This is a genomic window from Xanthobacter nonsaccharivorans, from assembly GCF_043194755.2.
GTDB lineage: Bacteria > Pseudomonadota > Alphaproteobacteria > Rhizobiales > Xanthobacteraceae > Xanthobacter > Xanthobacter autotrophicus_G.
The window spans coordinates 759,285-785,160 of the sequence record NZ_CM195526.1 but is presented as its reverse complement, the minus strand read 5'-3'; the positions used below and the strand labels follow the sequence as shown (position 1 = coordinate 785,160).

Below are 25,876 nucleotides of genomic sequence, written 5' to 3'. Positions count from 1 at the left end.
CCGCGCCGGGGGCGTTCCCGTGGTTAGCTACGTGCTGCGGCGCCTCGGCGCGGGGCTCGTCACCCTCCTCCTGATGACGCTCCTCATCTTCACCCTGGTCCGCCTCGTGGGCGATCCAGCCCACCTCATGCTCCCGCCCGAGGCCACGGATGCGGATCGCGAGCTGTTCCGGCAGCAGCTGGGTCTTTCCGGTCCGCTGCCGCTCCAGTATCTCGACTATCTCGTCGCCCTTGCTCGCGGCGACCTCGGCCAGTCGTTCCGCTTCTCCGCTCCGGCGCTCGAGGTGGTGGTCCACCGCCTCGGGCCCAGCCTCCTCCTCACCGGCGCCGCCATGGCCTTCGCGGTTGTCACCGGCGTGTCCCTCGGCATCCTCGGCGCGGTGCAGCCGGGGGGCCTCGCCGATAGCCTGGCCCGGCTGTTCTCCGCCATCGGGCAGGCCGCCCCGCCTTTCTTCTTCTCGCTGCTGTTCATCCGCCTGTTCGCGGTGGAATGGCGGCTCGTGCCCACGTCCGGCTACGGCACGCTCCCACACCTCATCCTGCCGACGCTGGCGCTCGGCTGGTATTCCGCCGCCGGCCTCCTGCGCCTCACCCGCGCCAACCTCACCGAGGTGCTGTCGTCGGAATACGTGAAGATGGCGCGGGCGAAGGGCCTTCCCGAGCGCGTGGTGCTGGTGAAGCACGCCCTGCGCAACGTGGCCCTGCCGCTCGTCACCTTCGCCGCCTCGCAGTTCGGCATCTTGCTGGGCGGCGCGGTGTCGGTGGAGGCGGTGTTCGCCTGGCCGGGCTTCGGCAGCCTCATCGTGGAGGCCATCTCCCAGCTGGACTATCCGGTGGTGCAGGCGGCGGTGGTGGTGTCCGTCGCCCTCTTCATGGCCATCAACCTCGCGGTGGACCTCCTCTACGCCGTGCTCGATCCGCGGATCCGCTATGGCCACTGATGCCCTCCTCCCCGCAGCCATCCCCGCGGCAGGCATACGCCCGCGCCGGAACCTCCGGCGCCGCGTGCGCAACGCGGCCACCGTGGCCTCAGCCCTGACGCTGGCGGCCATCATCGGCGCGGCGCTGCTTGCACCCCTGATCGCCCCCTTCGACCCCAATGCCATCGACCTTGGGCAGGCGCTCAAGGCGCCCTCGCCCGCCCACTGGTTCGGCACCGACCAGCTCGGCCGCGACGTGCTGAGCCGGGTGATCTTCGGCGGGCGCATGTCGCTCTTCATCGCCCTGTGCGTGGTGATCCTGGCCGGCATCGGCGGAACGCTCGCGGGCATCCTGGCCGGCTATCGCGGCGGCCTCGTGGACGACGTGGTCATGCGGTTCGCGGAGATCCAGTATGCCCTGCCGCCGGTCATCCTCGCGCTGGTGCTGGTGGGCGCGCTGGGGCCAAGCACCACCAACATCATCATCGTCATCACCCTCGCCAACTGGGCGCGCTTCGCCCGCGTGATCCGGGCGGAGGCCATCAGCCTCAGGCACCGCGACTTCGTGCTCCTCGCACGGCTCTCCGGCGCCTCGTCCTGGCGGATCGTGCTCACCCACATCCTGCCCAACGTGCAGGCGACGCTGCTGGTGCTGCTGACGCTCGACATCGGCCTCATCATCATCCTGGAAGCGACCCTTTCCTTCCTCGGCCTCGGCATCCAGCCTCCCGACCCCTCCTGGGGCACGATGATCGCGGAAGGTCGCGCCTATCTGGAGCGCGCGTGGTGGACATCACTCCTGCCCGGCGCAGCACTCCTCCTCACCGTGCTCGCGGCCAACGTCATCGGCGACAGCCTCGGCAGGCGCGGTGCCGGGGCGGGGGGCAGGTGATGGCGGACGACGTCCTGCGCCTCGAGAACCTCGTCACGGAGATCGCCTCGGACCAAGCGACAGTCCGCGTCGTCGACGGCGTCAGCGTCTCGGTCCGACGCGGACGCACGCTGGGCCTCGTGGGCGAATCCGGCTCCGGCAAGAGCCTCACCTGCCTCTCGATCCTCGGGCTGCTGCCGGCCGGCGGGCGCGTCGCGTCAGGCCGCATCCTGTTCCGCGGGGAGGACCTTGCAGGCATGTCGCAGCGGAACTTGTCGCGCTATCGCGGCACGGGCATCGGCACCATCCTGCAGGACCCCATGACCTCGCTGAACCCGCTGCTCACCATCGGCGACCAGATCGGCGAGGTGTTCCGGTATCACCACGGCATCAGTTCCGCCGCCGAGCGCCGGCGGCGCGCGGTGGCAGTGATGGAGCAGGTGCGGATACCGGCGGCGGCCGAACGCCTCAACGCCTATCCGCACCAGTTCTCCGGCGGCATGCGCCAGCGCATCGCCATCGCCATGAGCATCGCCGCCGATCCCGGCCTCATCATCGCCGACGAGCCAACCACGGCTCTCGACGTGACCATCCGCCTGCAGATCCTCCAGCTCCTGCGCGACATCCAGCGGGAGCGGGGCACCGCCATCCTGCTCGTCACCCACGACCTCCATGCGGTCGCCCGCTTCTGTGACGACGTGGCGGTGATGTATGCCGGCCGCATCGTCGAGCAGGGGCCGGTGGCCGAGGTGTTCGCCCGGCCGGCCCATCCCTACACGGTTGGCCTCGTGGCCGCGGTGCCGCGCATCGCCGTCATTCCGGAGCGCCTCGCGACCATTCCCGGCCAGCCGCCGCGTCCCGGAGAGAGCGTGCAAGGCTGCGCCTTCGCCCCGCGCTGCGCGCGCGCGTCGGCGGGTTGCCTCCCGGCCTCGCCGGCGCCCCGCTCCATCGCGCCGGGGCGCTCCGTCGCCTGCATCGCCCCCCACCTTCTGGCGGAGGCGGCCGAATGAGCACCCGGCTTGCTCCCGCCCATCCGCCCGAAGCTGCAGGTGGTTCCGCGCCGGGCGGCACGCTGGTGGAAGTGTCTCGGCTCACCAAGATCTACAAGGTCCGCCCGCGCCTTCTGTCGAAGCCGCGGCCGCTGACCGCGGTGAATGACGTCTCCTTCGCCATCGAGCCAGGCGGCACCTTTGGTCTCGTGGGGGAATCCGGCTCCGGCAAGACCACCATCGCCCGCATCATCATGGGCGCGGAGACCGCGACCACCGGCAGCCTGCGCATCGCCGACCACCATTTCGGCGCGCGGCACGACGACGCCGGCGATGCCTGGCGCCACCGCTTCCTTCAGCCGGTGCTGCAGGACCCCCACGGGGCGCTGGATCCGGCCATGCGCATCGGCCGTATCATCGACGAGCCCCTGCGCGTCCAGCGTCCGCTGCCGGACGAGAAGGCCTATCGCGCCCGCGTCGCCGACCTGCTGGGGCAGGTGGGGCTTCCCCCCGCATTCGCCGACCGTCTGCCGGGCGCGCTTTCCGGCGGCCAGCGCCAGCGGGTCGCCATCGCCCGTGCGCTGGCGCTTGATCCGAAGCTGCTGGTGCTGGACGAGCCGGTCTCGGCCCTCGACGTTTCGATCCAGGCCCAGGTGCTGAACCTCCTGAAGGACCTCCAGGACCGCCACGGCCTCACCTATCTGCTCATTTCCCACGACCTTGCGGTGGTGGCCTTCATGGCGACCCGCATCGGCGTGCTCTATCTCGGCCAGTTCATGGAACTGGGCGGCAGACGGTCCGTGCTGGAGCGTCCCGCCCATCCCTATACGCAGGCGCTCATCGCCGCGGCCGAGCCGGCCCTGGACCAAGCGGTACCGGTGAGCGGCGAGATCCCCTCGCCCCTCGACCCGCCGCTGGGCTGTTCCTTCCACCCCCGGTGCCACAAGGCGCAGGCGCGCTGCCGCGTCGAGAAGCCCCTGCTGCGCCCAGTCGGCCCGGACCACTGGGCTGCCTGCCATTTCGCCGAAACCTGAGTGCGGAGCCTGACATGCTGGACCCCGAGGTGGTGCTCGCCGCCGACACCCTGAGAGATCTCGACCGCCACGCTGTCGACGTCTTCCGCGCCCGCGCCGCCGTGAACGAGGCGGCGGAGGCGCTGCCGCTGGAGAACCTGAAGGAGATCTTCGCCCGCGGCCTGCTGCATGCCACGGTCTCGCGCAAGAATGGCGGGCTCGATGGCAGTCTCCTGGGCACGGACCCGGCTTTGTTCCTGCAGTTGCTGCGCACCATCTGTCATGGCGATTCGTCCACCGGCCACTGCTTCCAGGTGCACAATCACGCCTTCTGGCTGCTGGAGAGCCTCGCCACGCCGCAGCAGGTGGAGCGCTTCGTGCGGCCGCTCGCATCCCGCTTCAGCCTCCTTGCCACCGTGGGCAGCGAGCCCGGCCGGGTGGACATGTACAAGTTCTCCACCAAGGCTCGGCGGGTGGAGGGCGGCTGGCGCGTCACCGGCGTCAAGAATTTCGCCACCAACGCGCCCGCGGCGGACCTCATCATCGCCTTCGCAGCCATCGAGGGCATCGACGACTATTTCCAGAACCACCTGATGCTGCTCATCGAGCCGGGCATGGCGGGCGTCGCCATCGAGGACGATTGGTACCGGCCGAGCGGCATGCGCGCGGCGCGCTCCTCCGTCCTCCGCTTCGACGACGTGTTCGTGCCGGACCTCAACATCCTGGGAAAGCCCGGCGATTATCCGCGCGGGCGCTGGCAGGGACGGATGCATCTTGGCTTTGCCGCCAATTATCTCGGCACCAGCGAGGGGCTGTTCGACTGGTATGTCGCCTACGCGCGCGACCGCAAAAAGGGCGCGAACCCCCTCACCCAGCTGCGCGTGGGCGAGATGCGCATCGCGCTGGATGCCGCCCGCGCGCTATTCGCCCACGCCATCTCCACCTGGGGCGCGGGCGACGTGGTGGCGGCGGAGCTCGCCTCCATGAGCGCCAAGTCGGCCGCCGCCCACGCCGCCTTCGAGGTCATCCAGAAGACGGTCCACGGGGCCGGCGCGACTGCCCAGTTCGACGAGCACCCGCTGGGCCGCTTCGTGCGCGACCTCCAGACCCACGTCATCCATGCCGGCCACGACCGCACCGCCCAGATCCTGGGACAGGCGAGCCTCGGCGAAACCTTCGATTCCACCCTCCAGCGCTGAGCGCGCCCGCCCGGGAGACTGCACCATGTCCCGCCAGATCCGCCTCAACGGCTTCATCGGCTTCAGCCCCGTCCACCTCTCGCCCGGCCTGTGGGCGCACCCGCGCAGCTGGGGCGCGAACTACAAGGACCTCGACTATTGGGTGGAGCTGGCGAAGATCCTGGAGCGCGGCAAGTTCGATGCCCTGTTCATCGCCGACGGGATCGGCGTGCACGACGTCTATGGCGGCTCAGCGGACGCGGCGATCCGGTCCGGCGCCCAGTTCCCCAAGCACGACCCGCTGATGCTGGTCTCGGCGCTGGCGCACGAGACCCGCGAGCTGGGTTTCGGCATCACCGCCTCCACGTCGCACGAGCTGCCGGCCGTGCTGGCCCGGCGCTTCTCGACCCTCGATCATTTCACGCAAGGCCGCATCGGCTGGAACATCGTCACCGGCTATTCGGACAGCGGCGCGAAGGCGGTGGGCCGGGATGCCGTGATCGGCCATGATGCGCGCTACGACCGGGCGGACGAATTCCTGGAGGTGGCCTACCAGCTCTGGGAAGGCTCCTGGGAAGACGGCGCCGTGGTCCGCGACCGGGACACCGGCATTTTCGCCGATCCGTCCAGGGTGCACCGTGTCCGGCACCAGGGGCCGCATTTCGACATCGACACCGTCCACCTCACCGAGCCCTCGCCCCAGCGCACGCCCTTCCTGTTCCAGGCCGGTGCCTCCTCGCGCGGGCGGGCGTTCGCGGCGCGCCATGCGGAAGCGGTGTTCGTGGGTGGCCCGACCATCGCAAGCGTCGCACCCGGGGTGGCGGATATCCGCGCCCGCGCGGCGGCGCTGGGGCGCGATCCTCGCGACATCGCCGTCTTCACTCTGGCCACCGCCATCGCGGCGCCCACGCGGGCGGAGGCGCAGGCGAAGCTCGCCGACTACCGCCGCTACACCGATCCAGAAGGCGTGCTCGCCCTGTTCTCCGGCTGGACCGGCATCGACTTCTCGAAATTCGACCTCGACGCGCCGCTGACCCCTGGCGAGACACGCGACAATGCCGTGCAATCGGTCATCGACAGCTTCACCGGCGCCGACCCCGACCGGGTGTGGACCCTGCGCGAGATCGTCACCCACAACGGCATCGGAGGACGCGGCCCGCTCTTCGTCGGCACGCCGTCCGACATCGCCGACGAGTTGGAGGCCTGGGTGAGCGGAGCGGACGTGGACGGCTTCAATCTCTCCCACGCCTTCGTGCCCGAGACCTTCGCCGATTTCGTGGACCTTGTGGTGCCGGAACTGCAGCGGCGCGGCATCTACAAGACGGACTACGCGCCGGGCACCCTGCGCGCCAAGCTTTCCGGCTCCGACCGGCTGAAGCCCAACCATGCGGGTGCGCAATTCCGGAACCTCGCGGCGCAATCCGCCGCGTGAGAACGGCTCCTCATGCCACCGGTCCCGGTCGTTGACCGGCGCTGAAGAGGGGCGCTCGGGCGCCACGCGGGCTTGGACCAACGGGCGATGAGGCATGCTCATCGCCCGTTGGCATCAGAGCGTCTTCAGGAAGGCGACCAACGCCGCCTTTTCCTGCGGCGTCAAGCCGAGCGGGCGGATGTGCGCGGACAGGCGCGCGGCATCCCGAAACAGTGGCCGGCCCGCCTCGGCCGCATTGCGCGCCCACACCTCGCCGCCACCCCGATCATAGAGATTGACCACGCCGTCGAGGGTGGGGAACAGGCCATTGTGCATGTAGGGCGGGCTAGCCGCCACGTGCCTCAGGCTGGGCGTGCGGAAGCGTCCGGCATCGTCCGGCACGTGCGTCACCGCATGACGCCCGAGGTCCTGCGCCGGCTCGCCAAAGAAGGAAAGCCGCAGATTGTGGAAGCGCTCGTCCGTGAGCAACGGACCTGAATGACAGTTGGCGCAACGCGCCTTGGTCCGGAAGAGGTGGAGGCCCGACAGCTCCAAGTCGGTGAGGGCCTCCCGGTCGCCTTGCGCGAAGCGATCGAAGCGCGTCTCATCGTCGATCGTCGCCAGATAGGCCATGAGCGCCGCCGAGAGCGTGCGCGCGGAGATGCCCTCCCGGCCGAACACATCCGTGAAGGCACCGCCATATCCCATGTCGGAAAGAGTGGCGAGGACTGCCTCCAGATCGGGCCGGCCCATCTCGCGCGGTTCGGTCAACGGCGCGAGCACGCGCCTGGCAAGGTCGCCGCCCCCGCCATCCCAGTCGAGGCGCGTCCGGCCGGTGACGGAAGCGAGCCCGGGTGGATTGCGCCGGCCCGGCGCCCCGTCGACGCCGTGCCCCACCCTCTCTGGCACGCTGAAGCCGTGCTCCGGATCATGGCAGCTGCCGCAGGCCACCCGCCCGTCGGCGGAAAGCCGAGGCTCGCGAAACAGGAGCGCGCCAAGCGCCGCCGCGCGAGGTGACGCCGGCGCGCGCAGCGGCGCGCCCATCTCCTGGAAGGTGACGCCGGGATCAAGCCACGGCTCGGGCCATGTGGCCGGAGGGCCCCCGTAGGCCACGCGCAGCGCCGCCACCGTCGGCGGAGCGTCGTCCAGACTTCCCCCGAGGGCGAAGCCCGGCAGCGCGAGCGAAAGGACCGCCGCCGAGACGAGCAGGACCTGCATGCTCAATGGCAATCTGCCGCGACCTGATCACGGTAGACTTCAAACGAAACCGTGGCGGCCCACTTTTCCCGGCGCTGCTGCCAGCGTTCGCGCGTATCGAGGGGCGCAAGCGTGGCCTTCACCGCCGCAGCGAGGATCTCTTCGCCCGGCGCGACGGCCACGACGAGACCCGTCGGCTCCACCGGCGGCAGCGTCGCCGAGAACTTTTGCCAGGACATCTTCGCGAACAGGGGATCGAGGAGCGCCCGGTCATGGATCGCCGCGGCGCACTCTCCGGTGCGCATCTGCATCAGCGCCGGCGCGGGCGCACGCACCACCCTGACTTCCGCCCCCAGCCGCTCGGCCATCGCACGCGCGTGACCGTTCGCCTCGGAGACGCAAACGACCCGCCCCTTCAGCTCCGCCCACGAGCCCAGGGGCCGATCCGAGCGCATGGCAAGGCTGAGACCCGACTGAAACCCCGTGTCAAGGACACGCGCGCTGGTGCGCAGGGCATCGTCCGTCCCGGCCCGCGCCAGCACCAGATCCAGCTCGCCCGCCGCAAGCGCCCGCGCCGCATCGCCCGGCCGGACCTCAGCCAGGCGCAACGACGCGCCCAGCCCCCCGGCGATCTCGGCCGCGAGGTCGAGTTCAAAGCCCTCTTCCTGATAGAGCCGCATGTCGGGCGTATCCGGCGGAGGGAGCCAGCCCACACCCACGCGCAGGGTACGCCCGGCAAAGCCGGGATTGTGCGCATCGGCGTTCTTCGATCCGAAGGCGACGAAGAATCCGGCGGCTGCGACCACCGCCAGGCACACGGCCGTCAGCAGAAAGCGGCGATGACACACACACATGCCGGAGCACCCAAGAGCATCGGAAAAGACGTGCGCCGCTGCCGCCGACGCGACACGCGAGCGAGGATAAGGGACGAGGAACGAAACACCGCTTGATATTATCAATAAAATCGGTCGAATATATCAAAATATCAAGCCCGCGCATTTGCCGGCTACCCCGAAGCCCCGGAGAGATTGCCATGCCGCACACACCCCTGCCCCCCCGCCGCATCAAGCCGGGCCTTATTGCACTGGCGCTCGCCGTGTCCTCGTCCATGACCATCGGCGCGGCCCGCGCGGCGGAGGATGTCCTGCCATCCGTCAACCTTCAGCTGACACCTTGGACCGTGGTCGCGCAGGAGAAAGGGTTCTTCAAGGAAGAGTTCGGCAGGATTGGCACCACCAAGGTGAACCTCATCGCCTCCGGCGCCGCCGATCTGGTGGGTGCAGAGACCGCCGCAGTCAGCGGCGGCGCGATCGCCATCGCCCAGCGCATGATCTACCCCGCCACGGTGCACCGCGCGAATGGGCTCGACGGGGTGGTGATCTGGGCTTCGGAGGCCTCCAACCGCTATCGCGCACCGATTCTGGCCCGCGCCGACAACGACAAGATCAATTCGGTGGCCGACCTCGACGGCAAGAAGTTCGGATCAAGCCGGATCTCCTGCTACTGGTCCTCGCCGTTCGAGATCACGACAAAGGCAGGACTGCCTTTCGATTCCCGGGAAAAGCAGGGCCGCATCCGCTACACCTCCATCGACAATTCGGCGGTGGCCATCTCCTCGGTGCTGTCGGGCGCCACCGATGCGACCACGGCGCACCTCGCCGCCGGCGCCTTCACCGGCGCTTGGCTTTCCGGCAAGCTGAAGGTGGTGGGACGCTCGCCCGACGACGGCGTCTATGTGAACAATGCCGGCCGGGTGACCTACTTCGCGCGGCGCGATTTCGTGAACAAGTATCCCCAGGTGGTCAAGGCCTTCCTCGCCGCCCGCGAGCGCACGCGCGAGTGGGCCTACGACCATGTGGACGAGGCCGCCGAGATTGTCGCCGACAAGACCCGCGTGCCGCTCGAGGTGGCGAAGTTCCAGATTACCCACGCCGGTGAGTGGGAATTCATGGCCGGCGAGCCCAACGCCGACCGCGCCCGCACCGCCATCAAGGCCTTCCAGGCCTGGTACGTGGCCAATGGCGACGACATCCTCGCCGAGCGCGGGCTGACCGAGGCACAGATCGACGCCTTCATTGACGGACGCTTCTTCGCCGGCGGCGAATACTCCATCTACAACTGATCCACGCTGCCGGGACCGCAAGTCCCGGCAGCTTAACCTTGCCTTCCGCAAGACACAGCCGGACACGAGACCATGGCCCACACTTCCGATACCATTGAGGCCGCGGCGGTCGAAGCCGCCACGGTGGACCTTCCTCAACCGGAAGATGCGCGCCTCGGGCGGGGCTTCAGGCTGCCGAACCTCACGGGGTTCATCCTGCCTTTCCTCATCTTCGCCTTGTGGCAGTCCGCCGCAACGAACAAATGGATCGATCCGGTCTTCCTCCCAGCGCCGCTCACAGTGGTGACCGCCTTCTGGAAGATGCTGACCAAGCAGCATCTCGCCCTCGACTTCGCTGCCTCGATCAAAATCGTCGGACAGGCCTTCCTTTATGGATCTCTGGCGGCGGTAGCACTGGGCATCGCGGCCGGATTGTCGCGCAAGGTGGAGGAGTTCTTCGGCCCCACCTTCGACACCATCCGCCACATCCCCGGCATCGCCTGGCTTCCGCTCATCGTGCTGTGGCTCGGAATCGGCGCGCCGGCCAAGGTCCTCGTCATCGCCAAGTCAGTCTTCTTCCCTGTCTTTCTCAACACGCTGCAAGGCATCCGCAACGTGGAGAAGAATTACATCGAGCTGGCACAAGTGCTCACGCTTACCCGCTGGCAGCTCATCCGCAAGGTGATCTTGCCGGCGGCCATGCCCTCCATCATGGTGTCGCTGCGCTATGCGGCCGGCCTCGCCTGGGCGCTGGTGGTGGTGGCCGAGGGCCTGTCGGGGCTCGAGGGCCTCGGCTTCCTCATTTTCCGCGCCCAGGGCCTTCTGCTCACCGACCAGTTGCTGGTGTGCATGGTGATCATCGGCCTCGTGGGCTTCGCGATCGACCGCTCCATGTTCCTCGTGCAGAAGCGCGTGCTGAAATGGAAGCAGGGCTACGACGGCTGAGCCGCAGGAACAGCAACAGGGAGCCGACCATGGCCACGCCCGGACATCTCGAAATCCACAACGTCTCAAAGACCTACGCCATCCCCGGCCGACCGCTCGTCAACGTGCTCTCGCACGTGGGGTTCGACGTTCCACCCGGTGCTTTCGTCACCATCGTGGGGCCGTCCGGTTGCGGCAAGTCCACGCTGCTTCGCCTGATCATCGGCCTCGACGACGATTATCGCGGTGACATCCTGCTGAACGGCAGGCGCATCGTCGGCACTGCGCTGTCGCGGGGCATCGTCTTCCAGGACCACCGCCTCCTGCCCTGGCTGACGCTGGAGCAGAACATCGGCCTCAGCCTTGAGAATTCCGGCTGGAGCCAGAAGGAGAAGGTCGACACCGTGCGCGAGCACATCGCCCTCGTCGGGCTGCGCGGCTTTGAGAAGGCCTATCCGCACGAGCTGTCCGGTGGCATGGCCCAGCGCGCGGCCATTGCCCGCGGCCTCGCGAGCCGGCCGGAAATCCTCCTGCTCGACGAACCCCTCGGCGCCCTCGACGCCCTCACGCGGGTCCATCTCCAGGCGGAGCTGCAGAAGATCTGGGAGACCGAGGGCACCACCATGATCCTCGTGACCCATGACGTGGACGAGGCCATCTTCCTGAGCAACAAGGTGGTGGTGATGGCCGCCCATCCAGGCCGGATTGTCGAGGAGGTGGCCATCGACCTCGACTTTCCCCGCGACCGGGCGGACGGTGACTTCGTGGCGCTGAAGCGCCGCATCCTCGCGGCCATGGGCGAGGACGGTGGCCGCGCGCCGGCGCGGGCTGCGTGAGCCGCGCCGTGGGCCGCAGCTCCCGTCCCTCCCGCCCTACCGGCCTGCTCCTCATGGCGGCGCTCGCCCAGGCGCTCTGGATGGCGGGTCCGACGGCCGCCATGGACACCGCGCCATCCACCGACCTTCCGGATCTTTCCGAGAGCCGGGCGGCGCTCTATGCGGGGGACTACGATCGGGCGCTCGCCCTGCTTTCGCCCCTCACAGCGACCGTCAGGCACGCCGACCTCTACAATCTCCTCGGCTTCGCCAACCGCAATCTGAAGCGCTACGATGAGGCGGCCCGCTGGTACAAGGAAGCCCTGTACTACGATCCAGCCCATCGTCCGGCCCTTGAATACCAGGGTGAGCTCTTCATCGCGGTCGGCGACTTCCGTCGCGCCGAGAAGAACCTGGAACTGCTTCAACTGCTCTGCCACCCCACCGGATGCGAGGAGCAGGAAAGGCTCCGTAAGGCTCTGGTCGCCGCGGGCCGCAAGCCGGGGACGTGAGCTCCGGAATGAGAGTGCAGCGGCGCTGCAGAAGGATAGAGACGCCAGCACCCCTCCGATAATTAAAATTTAATCTATGGAATAACTAGACTTTAACGGCGACCCATGCGATCCATGGATGGTCGAGGCGGCTTCCGCCTCAGCCGGAAGCCGCGGGGGCCTGGATGACGGCAAACGGTCTGGAAAGAATACGTCCGTCAGGCCGAGCGGACGAGGCGGCCGGCACGTCCACCCGGCCTTCATGGAGCCTGGATGCCGTGGTCGCCGGGCTCAAGCTATCACGCGACATCCAGCACAATATCCGCCACCGTGGCCTCCTGCGCCCACCGCCATCGCGCGAGGCCATCGTCGGCGCCCTCCAGGCCTTGTCCGCCGCACTGTTTCCGGCGCATTACGGCCCCTCCGGGCTCACCGCCGAGACCATCGACTATTTTGTCGGCGCCACCCTCAACGACGCCCTGACCGTGTTGTGCGAGCAGGTGAAGCGCAGCCTGCCCTTCTCCACCGAGGAGGAACAGGGCGACGACGCGTTTGCCGCCAGGGCCCTCGAGATCACCCGCGACTTCGCCCAGCAGCTCCCGGCGATCCGCGGACTTCTTGTCAGCGACATCCACGCGGCCTTCGACAACGACCCCGCCGCCACCGGATATTCGGAAATCCTGCTGGTCTATCCCGGACTGACCGCGGTGGTTCACTACCGGATCGCGCACGCACTGTACGGGCTCGGCGCGATCTTCCTCGCACGGCTCATTTCCGACATCGCCCATTCGCGCACCGGCATCGACATCCATCCGGGCGCCCGCATCGCCGGCAGCTTCTTCATCGATCACGGGACGGGCGTCGTCATCGGCGAGACGGCGATCATCGGCGAGCGCGTGCGGCTTTACCAGGCGGTCACCCTCGGCGCCCGCAACTTCCCGACCGATGCGCGCGGAGCGATCATCAAGGGGGCTCCGCGCCACCCCATCCTCGAGGACGACGTGGTGATCTACTCGGGCGCCACCGTGCTCGGCCGCATCACCATCGGGCGTGGATCGACCATCGGCGGCAATGTGTGGCTGACCCACTCCGTGCCCCCCGGCAGCCACGTCACCCAGGCGCAGACCCGCTCGAGCAGCGGCACGACCCACTCCTTGCCGGGCGAAGGCGCCCGGGATCTTCACCTCAACGGGGGAACTGAATGACCGAAGAGCCTGCCATTCGAAGGACATTGAACGAGGCTGCCGCCCGGCAGCTCGCCAATGCCACGAAGACCCGCGCGCAATGGTCCGGAATCACCCCGCGCTGGCTGGTCTCCTTCCTGCCGTGGACGCCCGTCGAGGCCGGCATCTATCGCCTCAACCGGGTGAAGGAAGCCAATGGCGAGATCGCCGCGGACGTCGAATGCTCTCCCCGCCGCGACCAGGATCCCGACCTGCCGGAGACCTTCGTCGATTACGAGGAGGCACCGCGCGAATATTCGCTCAATGCGGTCACCACCATCCTCGACGTGCAGACCCGCGTCTCCGATCTTTATTCGCATCCCTATGACCAGATCCAGGAGCAACTGCGCCTGCTCATCGAGAAGGTGAAGGAAAAGCAGGAGAGCGAGCTCATCAACAATGCCGAATACGGCCTGCTTGCCAATGCCGCGCCATCGCAGAAGATCCGCTCCCGAACCGGCGCGCCGACCCCGGACGATCTCGACGAACTGATCACCAAGGTGTGGAAGGAGCCGGCCTTCTTCCTTGCCCATCCCCGCGCCATCGCCGCGTTCGGCCGCGAATGCACCCGCCGCGGCGTGCCGCCGCCCACAGTGACGCTGTTCGGCACGCCCTTCCTCACCTGGCGCGGCCTGCCGCTGGTGCCTTCCGACAAGCTGTTCGTCGACGAGAACGGCAAGACCAATATCCTGCTGCTGCGCACCGGCGAGAAGAAGCAGGGCGTCATCGGCCTGTTCCAGCCCGGCGTGCCCGGCGAGGTGGCGCCGAGCCTCTCGGTGCGCTTCATGGGCATCAACCGCAAGGCCATCGCCTCCTATCTCGTCTCGCTCTACTGCTCGGCGGCGGTGCTCACGCACGACGCGCTGGCCGTGCTCCAGGACGTCGATGTCGGCAAGTATCATGCCTATCCTGACACCTACGCCTGAGGCGGCCCCTGCCCTCGACGGCGCGACGGACCTCCCGTCCGGCGCGCCGCCGCTCCCCGCAGCTCCGGTGTCTGCTGGCTCGGCCTCCACAAGCTCGCCTCCTGCCGGCCCACCCCCGGCATGGCCCGACCCTCAGGTGCTGCAGCAGATCGCCAACGCGCTGTTCCAGTCGGCACCGGACCAGACCGTGGAGGCACCCCACGTGGTGACCCTGCCGTCGTCGCCCCCGAACCCGGGCGATGCACCCGGCCTCTCCACCACGGCGCTGCTCGCCCCGCATCTGCCGGGACGTCCACCCATCAGTGCTCCGGACGTGCCGCCCATCACCATTCCGTCGGTGGTGCCGACACCGAACATTCCGGCTCCGAACACGCCGACGGCCATCGCCGTTCCCGGCGTGCCGAGCGTTCCCCAGCCTGGCGGATCGCCCGCCTTCTCTTTGCCCGGCACCGCCGCGCCGTTCGACTTCGCGCAGCTGCCGGCCGGGCTCGGCAGCGTCGTCTCCCTCGATTCGCGGCGGCCCCCCGTCGCCCCACCCCTCGCCCTTCCCAGCGCTGGCGAAGAGGGGGAGGGTCTCTACTTCCTGCGCGAGGCGCAAACCGGAGCGCCCACCAGCGCCAGAACGGCCGCCCCTGCCGAAGTGGCGCCGCCCGCTCCCCCGCCTGGTTCCGCGACCGCCGCGGCGCCACCGCTCGACTTCAGCCCCCTCTCATCAGGCCTCAGGCCGGAGCTGGTCCCGGATCTCGGCCCGGCAGTGCGGCCGTTCGACCCTTATTCCGTCAAGCGGGACTTCCCCATCCTGCAGCAGACGGTGCATGGCAAACCTCTGATCTGGCTTGATAATGCGGCGACCACCCAGAAGCCGCGCGTGGTCATCGACCGGCTGTCGCACTTCTACGAGCACGAGAACTCCAACATCCACCGCGCCGCCCACGCCCTCGCCGCGCGGGCGACCGACGCCTATGAGGCGGCCCGCGAGAAGGTGCGGCGCTTCCTCAATGCCGGCTCGGTGAAGGATATCATCTTCGTGCGCGGGGCCACCGAAGGGATCAACCTGGTGGCCCAGACCTTCGGCCGGCGCCATGTGCAGGAGGGCGACGAGATCGTCGTCACCCATCTGGAGCACCACGCCAACATCGTGCCCTGGCAGCAGCTCGCCGCCGAGACGGGTGCCCGCCTGCGCGTCGCGCCGGTGGACGACACGGGCCAGGTGATCCTCGAGGAGTATGAGAAGCTCATCAACCCGAGGACGCGCATCGTCGCCTTGGCGCAGGTCTCCAATGCCCTGGGCACGGTGGTCCCGGTGAAGGAGATGGTCGCCATCGCCCACCGGCACGGCGTCTGCGCGTTGGTGGACGGGGCGCAGTCGGTGTCCCATATGGCGGTGGACGTGCAGGCCCTCGACGCCGACTTCTTCGTCTTCTCCGGCCACAAGGTGTTCGGCCCCACCGGCATCGGCGTGGTCTACGGCAAGAAGGACGTGCTCGCCCACCTGCCGCCGTGGCAGGGCGGCGGCAACATGATTGCCGACGTCACCTTCGAGAAGACCATCTACAACGGCCCGCCCGAGCGGTTCGAGGCCGGGACCGGCAACATTGCGGACGCGGTCGGCCTCGGCGCCGCCATCGATTATGTCGAGGCCATCGGCATGGAGGTGATCGCCCGCTACGAGCACGATTTGCTCGTCTACGCCACCGAGCGCCTGCGGACCGTACCCGGGCTTCGGCTCATCGGCACGGCGGCGGACAAGGCGAGCGTGCTGTCCTTCGTCCTCGACGGTTGCCGCACCCAGGACGTCGGCGCGGCGCTCGATCGCGAAGGGATCGCGGTGCGAGCCGGGCATCACTGCGCCCAGCCCATTCTCCGGCGCTTCGGACTCGAGAGCACGGTGCGCCCCTCGCTCGCCTTCTACAATACGAAGGATGACGTGGATGCGCTGGAGATCGCCCTCAAGCGCATCCAGAGCGGCCGGAAGTACAGGGACTGACCCGGCCGCCGCCCACCTCCGGCCAGCCACCGAGCGCGATCCGACCAGCTTGCATCCCAAACTGGTCGGATCCAGCCCCGGGGGCCGCCTCGTCCCGCAAAGCGCCGGCCGCCGGCATCTGGTCGGCACCCTGCTTCAGGATGAACGCTTTCTGCGCCTCCGAAGACTTCGATGCCTTCGTCGTCTTCCACTCCCCCGGCCAAGGGGTGACAGAGCGGAAAACTCCAATTCCAGACGGTCCAGTTTGCCGGGCTCACATCCCTTCTGATCCGAGACCATTTCATTGAACCTCCGGAAGTTGGAGTTTCCGGCCTTGCCCGCGGCGGCGGGCCGGGTGCGCCGCCGTTCCACAGGAGCAGACGGGACCTCGCCCCCCCCGAGCAGCGCAACCTGCTGGCGGTTTGCAGTTCTCGTCCAGCGGAGCATGATCCCTCTCCCGTTGTGCCCCGTGGAGCCTCAAGGACGCATGAACATAAGGTTCCTCGAGACCTTCATCTGGGTCGCGCGCCTGCGGAGCTTCTCCAGCGCCGCGGACAAGTTGTGTACGACCCAGGCCGCCGTTTCCAACCGCATCGCCACGCTGGAGAAGGATCTCGGCGTGCGCCTGTTCGACCGTGACCTGCGCAACGTCAGCCTCACCCCGTCTGGCGAGCGGGCGCTCGCCCAGGCGGAAGCCATCGTGCGCCTCGCAGCGGACCTCAGGCTCGGCGTCGGGGATCCCCATCGACTGCGCGGCCGCATTGCGATCGGCACCATCGACACCATCGTCTATGCGTGGCTGCCGCGCCTTGTGGAGAACGTGAAGTCCACATATCCGGAAGTGGACCTCGACCTTACGGTTGACAACAGCCTGACAGTGGCGCGCATGCTGCTCGAAGGGCAGGTGGACCTTGCTCTTATCGCCGGCCCTGTGCTGGCGCCCGGATGCCGCAACATCGAGCTGTGCAGCTACGCTTGCGTATGGGTCGCTTCGCCCCGCCTGGGCCTCCACGGCCGCAAGCTGATGTTGGAGGATCTTACCGGCCAGCCCATTTTTGCCTTCTCCCGCGGGTCTCAGCCTCACCAGAACGTGCTGAAGCTGATGGAATCCTCGGGCCTTGACCACCACATGGTCCGCATCCTGAACTCCAATTCGCTCGCCACGATCACGCGCCTCGTGCGCGACGGCATGGGCGTCGCAGTGCTGCCGGACGTGGTGGTTGAGGAGATGCTGGGCCGCAAGGAGCTGGTGCTGCTGGACGTTGGCGCCCTCATCCCACCGCTCAACCTGCACGCCGTTTTCCGTGAGGATCCAGGAAGCTCTCTGCCCGGCCTCATCGCCCATATGGCCGCCGAAATCGCCGCGGGCGAGCGCGACCCGACCGATGCTGCAATGCACACGGATTGAGCAGCACCCGCCCATGCCGCTCTCATAAGCATTGCTTGTCAGGACGGACAATTATTTCGCGTTTGTCGAGCGTTGGCGCCTCTGGTCTGCTTGCGGGAGCAGGCAAGGAGACCGTGGCGTGAAGGTTTCGCTCATCCAGATGAACAGCCAGGGCGACAAGGCGGCGAACCTCGCCGCCGCAAAGGCCCTGATCGAGGAAGCGGTGGCCCTGGAGCAACCGGACCTGGTGGTGCTGCCCGAATATTACGCCTTCCTGGGCGACACCCCGCAGGAGGCCCAGGCGGCCGCCGAGACCTTCCCGGAGGGGACTGCCTACCAGCTGATGTCCGGCCTCGCGAAGTCCCTGAAGGTGGCGATCCACGCCGGCAGCGTCGCCGAAAAAGAAGGCAACTCCTTCTACAATACCACCGTGGTGTTCGGGCCGGACGGCGGCGAGATCGCTCGCTATCGCAAGATCCACCTATTCGACGTGGAGATTACCGGTGGCACCGTCTACCGCGAGTCCGACACGGTGAGCCGGGGTGAGGACGTCGTGACCTACAAGCTCGGCGACGTCACCGTGGGCTGCGCCATCTGCTACGACATCCGTTTCCCCGAGCTGTTCCGCAAGCTCCGCGACAAGGGCGCCGACGTGATCGTGCTGCCCGCCGCCTTTACCCTCATGACCGGCAAGGACCACTGGGAAGTGCTGGCCCGCGCCCGCGCCGTCGAGACCCAGACGTGGTTCCTCACGGTTGGCCAGACCGGCCCCCATGCCGGCGGCAGGAAGTGGTGCTGGGGCCACTCCATGGTCATCGACCCGTGGGGCCACATCACCGCCCAATGCTCGGACGGGGTCGGCTTCACCGTCGGCCGGCTCGACTTCGCGCTGACCGGCAAGGTGCGCGCCAACGTGCCTGTCGCCAACCATCACGTTCTCGCCTGACCGGAGCGCCTGTTCCCATGTTCATCGTCAATCCTATGCCGGAGCAGATCGCGCCCGGGCTCGTCGCCGAGCTGGAAAAGTGCGAGGTCGCGACCGTCGGGCATGTGCTGCATTCCGGCTTCGTGGACCCCGCCATTCGCGCGGTCCTCCCGGGCAAGCGCGTTGCCGGCACCGCCGTGACGCTGCGCATCCCGCACGCCGACTCCACCCTCCTGCACTACCTGACCGCCTACGTGCGCCCCGGCGATGTCGTGGTGATCGAGCGTTGCGGCGACAACCGGCACGCCTGCTGGGGGGGCGTCATCACCAACGCCATGAAGATGGCAGGCGTCAAAGCCGGCGTCATCGACGGTCCGGCCACCGACTTCTCCGAGATCGTGCGGGTGGACATGCCCATGTGGTGCCGCGGCCCCTCGCCCATAACCACCAAGCTGCTCGGCCTCGAAGGCGCGCTCAACGTGCCGGTGAACGTGGGCGGCCAGACCGTCTCCCCCGGCGACGCGGTGTTGTGCGACGAGAGCGGCGTGGTGGTGCTGAAGCCCGCCGAGGCGCCTGCCGTCGCCGCCCGCGCCATCGGCATGCAGGAAGCGGAAATCAAGCTCCTCGCGCGGCTCGCCGCCGGCGAGAAGCTGCCGGACATCTCCGGCGCCCGCGCCATGGTGGAGGCGAAGCTCCAGCCGGCGGCGTGAGCCGCGACCAGACGATCCAAGCCAACAGAGGCCGGCAAATCGGCCCGTTCCACCATTCCAGAGGGATTTGTCGAGATGAACGCAGCTTTGAAGATCGGAACCCTGTGCACGCTCGCCGCCGGGCTCTTCGGCAGCGCCGCAGCGGCCGAGACCAACATCACCGTGATGTCCTATTCGGGGCTGTTCCAGGAGCGCTACACGAAGGCCATCATCGAGCCCTTCATGAAAGCGCATCCAGATATCAAGGTCACCTTCTTCCCCCTGCCCTCCTCCGCCGCCATGCTGGGCAACCTGCGCGCCCAGAAGGCCGCCCCGCAGACGGACGTGGTGATCATGGACGTGTCGGTCTCCAAGGCCGGCACGGATGAAGGCCTCTTCACCAAGATCGATGAGACGAACGTTCCGAACGTGAAGGACCTCTACCCCAACGCCCGCATCCCGGACGTGGCCGGAGTGGCGGCGACGTTCGACAACCTGGTCCTGCTCTACAACACGGACCAGGTGAAGGAGGCACCCAAGTCCTGGATGGAGATGGCCAAGGCTCCCTTCAAGGGCAAGGTGGTGATCCCCGGCGTGCCGGATATCCAGGGCCTGTCGCTGGTGCTGATCCTCAACAAGGCGAACGGCGGCGCGGATTATCTGAAGAGCGTGGACAAGGGCATCGCCGCCGCGGCGGAGATCGCGCCCAACGTGCAGACCTGGGAGCCGAAGCCGGAGGTCTACGCCCCGATCGTCACCGGACAGGCGGCGCTTGGCGTCGGCTGGAACGCCCGAGCCCAGGTGAACAGCGACACCTCCGGCGGCAAGTTGAAGGCGACCATTCCGCAGGAAGGCACCGTCTTCCAGATCAACACCATCAACCTCGTTGCCGGCAGCCCGGGGGCCGACGCGGCCAAGACCTTCGTGAATTACGCGTTGTCCGCCGAGGCGCAGAAGAGCTTCACGGAGACCATGTTCTACGCGCCCACCAACGCCAAGGCCGACATCTCCGCCGCGGCTCTCGAGCGCACGGCGGTGAAGCAGCTCGACAAGGTGATGCCGGTGGACTGGATCGCTCTCGCCAAGGTGCGCGACCAGATCGGCGAGCAGTGGCGCCGCCGCGTCCTCCCCGCGAGCCGCTGAGGATCGCTCCATGATCCGCGCCGAACCCAGCGAGATGACGCGCCTGGCGCAGGGGCAGGGCTTCCTGTCCTTGCGCGGCCTCACCCGCCGCTACGATCACTTCACCGCGGTGGACGACCTCAATCTCGACGTGCCGAAGGGAGAGCTCGTCGCCTTCCTCGGCCCCTCGGGGTGCGGCAAGACCACGTCGCTTCGCATGATCGCGGGGCTTGTGCCCGCCACCTCCGGCCACATCGTGGTGGACGGGCGGGACCTCACCGGCGTCCCGCCCTACAGGCGGGACATGGGGCTGGTATTTCAATCCTACGCTTTGTTCCCGCACATGGACATCGCGAGGAACGTCGCGTTCGGCCTGGAGATGCGCAAGGTGCCGAAGGCGGAAGCCGCCGCGCGGGTCAAGGAGGCCATCGCCATGGTGCGCCTCGCCGGCCGCGAGCACCATCGCCCGGCGCAGCTCTCCGGCGGCCAGCAGCAGCGCGTGGCGCTGGCCCGCGCCCTCGTGGTGCGCCCCTCCATCCTGCTGCTCGACGAGCCCCTCTCCAACCTCGACGCCAAGCTGCGCGACGAGATGCGCACCGAGATCCGCGACATCCAGAAGCGGCTCGGCATCACCGCCATCTTCGTGACCCACGACCAGATGGAAGCCCTCACCATCTGCGACAAGGTCGTGGTGATGAACGAGGGTCGCCTGGAGCAGGTCGGCACCCCACACGAGATCTACGAACACCCGAAGACCGCGTTCGTGGCAGGCTTCGTGGGGCGCATCAACCGCCTCGCCGGCACCGCCTCCGGCGGCACCGCCACGGTGGCGGGCATCCGCGTGCCGGCGGCCGGCTTTTCCGGCCCGGTAGACGTGATGGTGCGCCCCCATCGCATCGCCATCTCCGCCGCGCCGCCCGCCGACGAGAGCCGTTATCGTCTGTCCGGCACGATCGCCCGCGCCACCTTCGCCGGCGACATCGTGGAATACGAGGTCGAGGCCAGCGGGATGCTCCTGAAGATCGAGGCCTCCACCCGCGGCGGGGAAGCCGAGCTCGCGCCCGGGACGCCGGTGATCCTCACCTGGCGGCCCGAGGACACCTTCGTGTACGCCCGGCCATGAGCAGCCTCACCCTCACCCCGGCGGAGCCCAGGCGGCTCGGCCCTCTCGGCACGGCGACCCTCCTGCTCGTGCCCATCGCGCTGGTGAATGCCATCGGCTTCCTGTGGCCGGTGGTGAACCTGCTGAAGATGTCGTTCCGCGAGGCGCAGTCCTCCGGCGCGCTCGGGGCCGGCTACAGCCTCGACACCTGGACATCGGCGCTCACCGACAGCTTCACCCTGGAGCTGATCGCGAACAGCGTGGGCGTGAGCCTCTTCATCACGGTGCTCACGCTCATCGCCTCCTATCCCATCGCGCTCTATCTCCACCGCTCGAAAGGCACGTGGCGCACGGTGCTGATGGTGCTGGTGGTGGCGCCGCTGCTCACCTCCGCGGTGGTGCGCACCTATGGCTGGATCGCCATTCTCTCCGACCGCGGGCTGGTCGCCAATGCCCTGATGTTCCTCGGCATGACGGAGCCGCCGCGGCTCATGTTCAACCTCACCGGCGTCATCATCGGCCTCACCGAGATCCTGATGCCCTACATGATCCTGGCGCTGCTGTCCGGCTTCGGGCGGCTGGACCCGCGGCTGGAGGAGGCGGCGCTCACCCTCGGCGCGACCCCGCTGAAGACTTTCCTGCGCGTGGTCCTGCCGCTCACCGCGCCGGGCATGGCGCTCGGCTCCCTGCTTTGCTTCGTGCTCGCCATCTCGTCCTTCGTCACGCCGAAGCTGCTCGGCGGCGGGCGCGTCTTCCTGCTCGCCACCGAGATCTACGACCAGGCCATCGTGACCCTCAACTGGCCCCTCGCCTCCGCCCTCTCCATGATCGTGCTCGTGGTGTTCGGCGCCTCCCTCGTGCTCTACGGCCGCGCCCTGCGGCGCATCGCCTGAGGAGGAGAGACATGGACGAACGCCCCGTCTCCCCCGCCCTGAAGATCGCTGCCGCGCTCATGTTCGTGTTCCTGCTGGCGCCACTGCTGGTGGTGATCCCGATCTCCTTCAGCGGCGATGACTTCATGGCCTTCCCGCCATCAACCTGGAGCGCCAAGTGGTACGGCGCCATCTTCGCCAACACCGCGATGATGACCGCCTTCTGGGTCAGCCTCGCGCTCGCCTTGGTGGTGACCGTCATCTCCCTGGCCATCGGCCTGCCGGCCGCCTATGCGCTGGTGCGCTTGAAGCCGCCCGGCGCGGAAGCGCTCGGCAACCTGTTCTCGGCGCCGCTGCTGCTGCCCACCATCGTGCTCGGCCTCGCGATGCTGCTGGTGTTCGCTCCCATGGGCCTCATCGGCTCCTTCCAGGGGCTGGTCGCCGCGCACCTCGTGGTGACGCTGCCGTATGCGGTACGGGTGCTCTCCACCGCGCTCGCGAACCTGCCGCTGACGGTGGAGGAGGCGGCCGGTACCCTCGGCGCGCGGCCGCTCACCGTCTTCTTCCGTGTGACCTTGCCCATGATGCGCTCGGGCATGGTCTCCACCGCGGCGCTCTGCTTCCTCGTCTCCTTCGACGAGGTGGTGCTCTCCCTCTTCATGACCGGCCCGCGGCTGCAGACGCTGCCGGTTGCCATGTACAACCACGTCGACCAGCAGGCCGACCCGCTGGCCGCCGCCATCTCGGTGCTGCTCGTGGTGCTCACTCTCGTCGTGGTGCTGGTGGTGGACCGCACCGCCGGCCTCACCAGGACCTTCGTGAAATGAAACCGGCCGGCGTCATTCCCGGCGGCTGACACCGGCCCCCACCCTCAAGCCCGACCTTCGACCGACCCGCCTCCGGCGGGAACGGGAGAGCCTTGCCCTTCGCCCGGAGCCCTGATCGTGACCTTCCCTCTCGACAATTTCGCCTTCTGGCTCACCGCCCCCGTCTTCCCGCACATCGAGATCGCGCGGGAGGCCGGCTTCACCTCCGTGGTGCTCGACATCGAGCACGGCACCTTCAACCTCGATGACCTCGACCGCGTGATCCCCTTTTGCCGGGCTCTCGGCATCAAGGTCTACGCCAAGGTGCTGGGTCCGCTCACCGAGCCGATCCAGCAGGCGCTCGACTTCGGCGCCGACGCGGTGATCATCCCCCACATCGGCGACGTGGCCCACGCGAGGCACGTGACCGCCGCCGCCAAGTATCCGCCGCTCGGCGTGCGCTCCTATGCGGGCGGGCGCACCGTTCTTTACGGCCCGGCCTCGCCCACCTACGCCTCGGACGAGAATGCCCGGGTCAAGTGCTGGCCGATGATCGAGAGCCGCGAGTCCCTCGCGGACGTCGAGGCCATCGCGGCCCTGCCGACGGTGGATGGCCTCTTCGCCGGCCCCACCGACCTGTCCATGGCGGCCGGCAACGAACGCTACACCTTCTCCGACGCCGACAAGGCCGACATCGCCCGCATCGCCGCCGCGGCCAAAACCGCCGGCAAGTCCTGGGTAATGCCCTGCTGGACCCAGCCGGAACGCGCCTTCGCGAAGGAGCACGGCGTCTCCACCACCGTGGTGGGCGCCCAGTTCTACATGGTGCGCGCCGCCTTCGCCTCCCTGGTCGACGGCCTTTCCGCCGAAGGCCTCCTGTGAACCTTGCCATCGAGTGACAGCATGACCACCCCCTCCATCCGCATCGCCGTGGACATCGGCGGCACCTTCACCGACATCGAGATCCTCGACGGCAGGACCGGCGAGATCCACCAGATGAAGACGCCGAGCACGCCGTCCGACCCCTCCATCGGGCTCCTGACCGGCATCCGGCACGCGAGCGAGCGCTTCGGCTTCTCCCTCGACGAGGTTCAGTACCTTCTGCACGGCACCACCATCGCCACCAACGCGGTGCTTGAGCGCAAGCTGCCGCTGGGCGCCGTGGTGACCACCGCCGGCTTCGAGGACGTGATGCAGATCGGCCGCCATGGCCGCACGGACGTCTACGCCATCACCGCCTCGCCCCAGCCGGCCCTGGTGAAGCGGCGCTTCTCCTTCGGCGTCACCGAACGCGTCGGCGCGGACGGCCGTGTCATCACCCCCCTCGACGAGGCCGAGGTGAAGGCGCTGGCGGTGAAGCTGAAGCAGACCGGCGTGAAGTCGGTGGCCGTGTGCTTCCTCAACGCCTACGTCAACGGAGCCCACGAGCGCCGGACCGGCGAGATCCTGCGCAACCTCCTGCCCGGCATCGAGATCTCGCTCTCCTGCGACATCTCCCCGGAACTGCGTGAATACGAGCGCATGTCCACCACCACCCTCAACGCCCTGCTGGTGCCGGTGGTGAAGACCTACACCGACCGCCTGGCCGGCAAGCTGAAGGAAGTGGTGCCGCAGACCCAGGTCTATCTGGTGCAGTCCAACGGCGGCGTGGCGGGCCTCGCCAAGGCCGGCCGCGAGCCGGCACGCCTGCTGCTCTCCGGGCCATCCGGCGGGGCCGCGGCGGCGAAACGGCTGTCCGCTGCGCTCGACGAGCCGAACCTCGTCGCGGTGGACATGGGCGGCACCAGCTTCGACGTCTCGGTGGTGCATGAGGGCACCGTCTCCATGGTGAACGAGGGCGAGGTGGACGGCCTGCCCGTGCGTCTGCCCATGATCGAGATGCGCACCATCGGCGCCGGCGGCGGCTCCATCGCCTGGGTGGATGACGGCGGGCGCCTGCGCATCGGCCCCCACAGCGCCGGCGCCGAGCCGGGGCCGGCCTGCTACGGCCGCGGCGGCGAGCGCCTCACCGTCACCGACGCCAACCTGCTGCTCGGCCGCCTCGACGGATCGAGCTTCATGGGCGGACGCATGGGCCTCGACCGCGACGCCGCCGCGCGCGCCGCCGGGGACGTGGCCGGCCGGCTCAGGCTCTCGGCCGAGGAAACGGCGGCGGGCGTCATCGCCGTCACCAATTCCAGCCTCGCCACCGCCATCCGCCTGTCCCTGTTCGAGAAGGGCATGGACCCGGAGGACTTCGCCCTCCTCTCCTTCGGCGGCGCCGGCGGCGTGCACGCCTGCGAGGTTGCCGAAGAGCTCGGCATGAACAAGGTGATCTTCCCTGCCCACGCCTCCACCCTCTCCGCCTGGGGCATCCTGTGGTCGGACATCACCCACGACCTGTCCTCCACCCAGATCGGGCGCCTCGCCGACCTCGGTGCCAGCCTTGCCGAGCGCGCCGAGGCGCTGGCGCAGGACGGGGACCGGCTGCTGGCGGAGGACGGCGTGGCGGCGGAAAACCGCGGCTTCGCCTGGGCGCTGGACCTGCGCTACCAGGGCCAGGCCTTCGACCTGCGCGTGCCGCTCGACGCGGCCGACTTCTCCGCGGAAGGCATCGCCCGCGCCACAGCAGCGTTCCATGCCCTGCACCGCCAGCGCTTCTCCTATGACGAGCCGGCCGTGCCGGTGGAGGTGGTGTCGCTGCGCCTCTCGGCCGTCGGCCGCCTCGCCAAGCCCACCCCCGCCCCCGCGGTGGAAGGCGCTGCCGGCGTCGAGAAGGCCCGCTCGGTCTATGGCCGCGGCGGTTTCGTCGAAACACGCGTGGTCACCCGCGAGGCGGTCAGCGCCGAAGGCGTCGCCGGCCCCGCCGTGGTGGAGGAGACCTATACGGCCACCTACCTGCCCGCCGGCTGGACCATCCGCTCCCACGCCACCGGCGCGCTCGTCGCCGTGCGCGCCCAGCGCCACTGA

The 25,876-nt window shown here is 68.5% G+C and carries 24 protein-coding genes; 22 read left to right on the top strand and 2 right to left on the bottom strand.

Annotated elements, in window-relative coordinates; translation table 11 throughout:
• Positions 1 to 19 precede the first annotated feature (19 nt).
• From V5F59_RS03545 to V5F59_RS03520, 6 genes are all read left to right on the top strand, one after another.
• A complete protein-coding gene (locus V5F59_RS03545; RefSeq protein WP_393983051.1) occupies positions 20 to 940 on the top strand; it encodes an ABC transporter permease in 921 nt (306 codons plus the stop codon).
• A gap of 82 nt (positions 941 to 1,022) precedes the next feature.
• Positions 1,023 to 1,811: an ABC transporter permease subunit gene (locus tag V5F59_RS03540; protein ID WP_509211185.1), complete on the top strand. Its 789-nt coding sequence runs from the start codon at positions 1,023 to 1,025 to the stop codon at positions 1,809 to 1,811.
• Positions 1,811 to 2,800, top strand: a complete 990-nt coding sequence (locus V5F59_RS03535; RefSeq protein WP_393983053.1) for an ABC transporter ATP-binding protein — start codon at positions 1,811 to 1,813, stop codon at positions 2,798 to 2,800. Before V5F59_RS03540 ends, V5F59_RS03535 begins: the two co-directional genes overlap by 1 nt.
• The gene (locus V5F59_RS03530; protein ID WP_393983054.1) at positions 2,797 to 3,813 is read left to right on the top strand and encodes an ABC transporter ATP-binding protein; all 1,017 of its coding nucleotides are present in this window, start codon (positions 2,797 to 2,799) and stop codon (positions 3,811 to 3,813) included. The genes V5F59_RS03535 and V5F59_RS03530 overlap by 4 nt, the downstream gene beginning before the upstream one ends.
• Before the next feature lie 14 nt (positions 3,814 to 3,827).
• Positions 3,828 to 4,991 carry an acyl-CoA dehydrogenase family protein gene (locus V5F59_RS03525; RefSeq protein WP_393983055.1) on the top strand — a complete coding sequence of 388 codons (1,164 nt, stop codon included), beginning with the start codon at positions 3,828 to 3,830 and terminating at the stop codon, positions 4,989 to 4,991.
• A 25-nt stretch (positions 4,992 to 5,016) separates the two neighbouring features.
• Positions 5,017 to 6,402 (top strand): LLM class flavin-dependent oxidoreductase, encoded by a 1,386-nt coding sequence (locus V5F59_RS03520; RefSeq protein WP_393983056.1) that lies wholly within the window; start codon positions 5,017 to 5,019, stop codon positions 6,400 to 6,402.
• Between the two features lie 114 nt (positions 6,403 to 6,516).
• On the opposite strand, the gene V5F59_RS03515 is transcribed toward V5F59_RS03520, so the two are convergent.
• Together V5F59_RS03515 and V5F59_RS03510 are read right to left on the bottom strand one after the other, a co-directional pair.
• Positions 6,517 to 7,599: a cytochrome-c peroxidase gene (locus V5F59_RS03515; RefSeq protein ID WP_393983112.1), complete on the bottom strand. Its 1,083-nt coding sequence runs from the start codon at positions 7,597 to 7,599 to the stop codon at positions 6,517 to 6,519.
• Between the two features lie 2 nt (positions 7,600 to 7,601).
• Positions 7,602 to 8,432, bottom strand: coding sequence for a transporter substrate-binding domain-containing protein (locus V5F59_RS03510; protein WP_393983057.1), 831 nt, complete (start codon positions 8,430 to 8,432; stop codon positions 7,602 to 7,604).
• Positions 8,433 to 8,611: 179 nt separating this feature from the next.
• On the opposite strand from V5F59_RS03510, the gene V5F59_RS03505 reads away from it, so the two are divergent.
• The 16 genes from V5F59_RS03505 to V5F59_RS03430 all read left to right on the top strand — a co-directional run bounded on the left by V5F59_RS03505 (position 8,612) and on the right by V5F59_RS03430 (position 25,876).
• Entirely contained in the window at positions 8,612 to 9,700 is a 1,089-nt protein-coding gene (locus V5F59_RS03505) for an ABC transporter substrate-binding protein (protein ID WP_393983058.1), read from the top strand.
• A gap of 72 nt (positions 9,701 to 9,772) precedes the next feature.
• The gene (locus tag V5F59_RS03500; RefSeq protein ID WP_393983059.1) at positions 9,773 to 10,624 is read left to right on the top strand and encodes an ABC transporter permease; all 852 of its coding nucleotides are present in this window, start codon (positions 9,773 to 9,775) and stop codon (positions 10,622 to 10,624) included.
• 29 nt (positions 10,625 to 10,653) lie between these two features.
• Positions 10,654 to 11,439 (top strand): ABC transporter ATP-binding protein, encoded by a 786-nt coding sequence (locus V5F59_RS03495; RefSeq protein ID WP_393983060.1) that lies wholly within the window; start codon positions 10,654 to 10,656, stop codon positions 11,437 to 11,439.
• An 8-nt stretch (positions 11,440 to 11,447) separates the two neighbouring features.
• Positions 11,448 to 11,930, top strand: a complete 483-nt coding sequence (locus V5F59_RS03490) for a tetratricopeptide repeat protein (protein WP_393983061.1) — start codon at positions 11,448 to 11,450, stop codon at positions 11,928 to 11,930.
• Between the two features lie 164 nt (positions 11,931 to 12,094).
• On the top strand, positions 12,095 to 13,114 hold the full coding sequence (gene epsC / locus V5F59_RS03485) for a serine O-acetyltransferase EpsC (RefSeq protein WP_393983062.1): 1,020 nt from the start codon (positions 12,095 to 12,097) through the stop codon (positions 13,112 to 13,114).
• The gene (locus V5F59_RS03480; RefSeq protein WP_393983063.1) at positions 13,111 to 14,058 is read left to right on the top strand and encodes a family 2A encapsulin nanocompartment shell protein; all 948 of its coding nucleotides are present in this window, start codon (positions 13,111 to 13,113) and stop codon (positions 14,056 to 14,058) included. The genes epsC and V5F59_RS03480 overlap by 4 nt, the downstream gene beginning before the upstream one ends.
• Positions 14,033 to 16,045 carry a family 2A encapsulin nanocompartment cargo protein cysteine desulfurase gene (locus tag V5F59_RS03475; protein WP_393983064.1) on the top strand — a complete coding sequence of 671 codons (2,013 nt, stop codon included), beginning with the start codon at positions 14,033 to 14,035 and terminating at the stop codon, positions 16,043 to 16,045. The genes V5F59_RS03480 and V5F59_RS03475 overlap by 26 nt, the downstream gene beginning before the upstream one ends.
• Positions 16,046 to 16,511: 466 nt before the next feature.
• On the top strand, positions 16,512 to 17,432 hold the full coding sequence (locus tag V5F59_RS03470) for a LysR family transcriptional regulator (protein WP_393983065.1): 921 nt from the start codon (positions 16,512 to 16,514) through the stop codon (positions 17,430 to 17,432).
• 118 nt (positions 17,433 to 17,550) lie between these two features.
• On the top strand, positions 17,551 to 18,357 hold the full coding sequence (locus V5F59_RS03465; protein ID WP_393983066.1) for a carbon-nitrogen hydrolase family protein: 807 nt from the start codon (positions 17,551 to 17,553) through the stop codon (positions 18,355 to 18,357).
• Positions 18,358 to 18,374: 17 nt separating this feature from the next.
• On the top strand, positions 18,375 to 19,046 hold the full coding sequence (locus V5F59_RS03460; protein ID WP_393983067.1) for an RraA family protein: 672 nt from the start codon (positions 18,375 to 18,377) through the stop codon (positions 19,044 to 19,046).
• Between the two features lie 75 nt (positions 19,047 to 19,121).
• Positions 19,122 to 20,168: an ABC transporter substrate-binding protein gene (locus V5F59_RS03455; protein WP_393983068.1), complete on the top strand. Its 1,047-nt coding sequence runs from the start codon at positions 19,122 to 19,124 to the stop codon at positions 20,166 to 20,168.
• Between the two features lie 10 nt (positions 20,169 to 20,178).
• A complete protein-coding gene (locus tag V5F59_RS03450) occupies positions 20,179 to 21,270 on the top strand; it encodes an ABC transporter ATP-binding protein (protein WP_393983069.1) in 1,092 nt (363 codons plus the stop codon).
• A complete protein-coding gene (locus tag V5F59_RS03445) occupies positions 21,267 to 22,142 on the top strand; it encodes an ABC transporter permease (protein WP_393983070.1) in 876 nt (291 codons plus the stop codon). Before V5F59_RS03450 ends, V5F59_RS03445 begins: the two co-directional genes overlap by 4 nt.
• An 11-nt stretch (positions 22,143 to 22,153) precedes the next feature.
• Positions 22,154 to 22,948: an ABC transporter permease gene (locus V5F59_RS03440; protein ID WP_393983071.1), complete on the top strand. Its 795-nt coding sequence runs from the start codon at positions 22,154 to 22,156 to the stop codon at positions 22,946 to 22,948.
• A gap of 117 nt (positions 22,949 to 23,065) precedes the next feature.
• Positions 23,066 to 23,809: an aldolase/citrate lyase family protein gene (locus tag V5F59_RS03435; protein ID WP_393983072.1), complete on the top strand. Its 744-nt coding sequence runs from the start codon at positions 23,066 to 23,068 to the stop codon at positions 23,807 to 23,809.
• Positions 23,810 to 23,830: 21 nt separating this feature from the next.
• Positions 23,831 to 25,876 carry a hydantoinase/oxoprolinase family protein gene (locus V5F59_RS03430; RefSeq protein ID WP_393983073.1) on the top strand — a complete coding sequence of 682 codons (2,046 nt, stop codon included), beginning with the start codon at positions 23,831 to 23,833 and terminating at the stop codon, positions 25,874 to 25,876.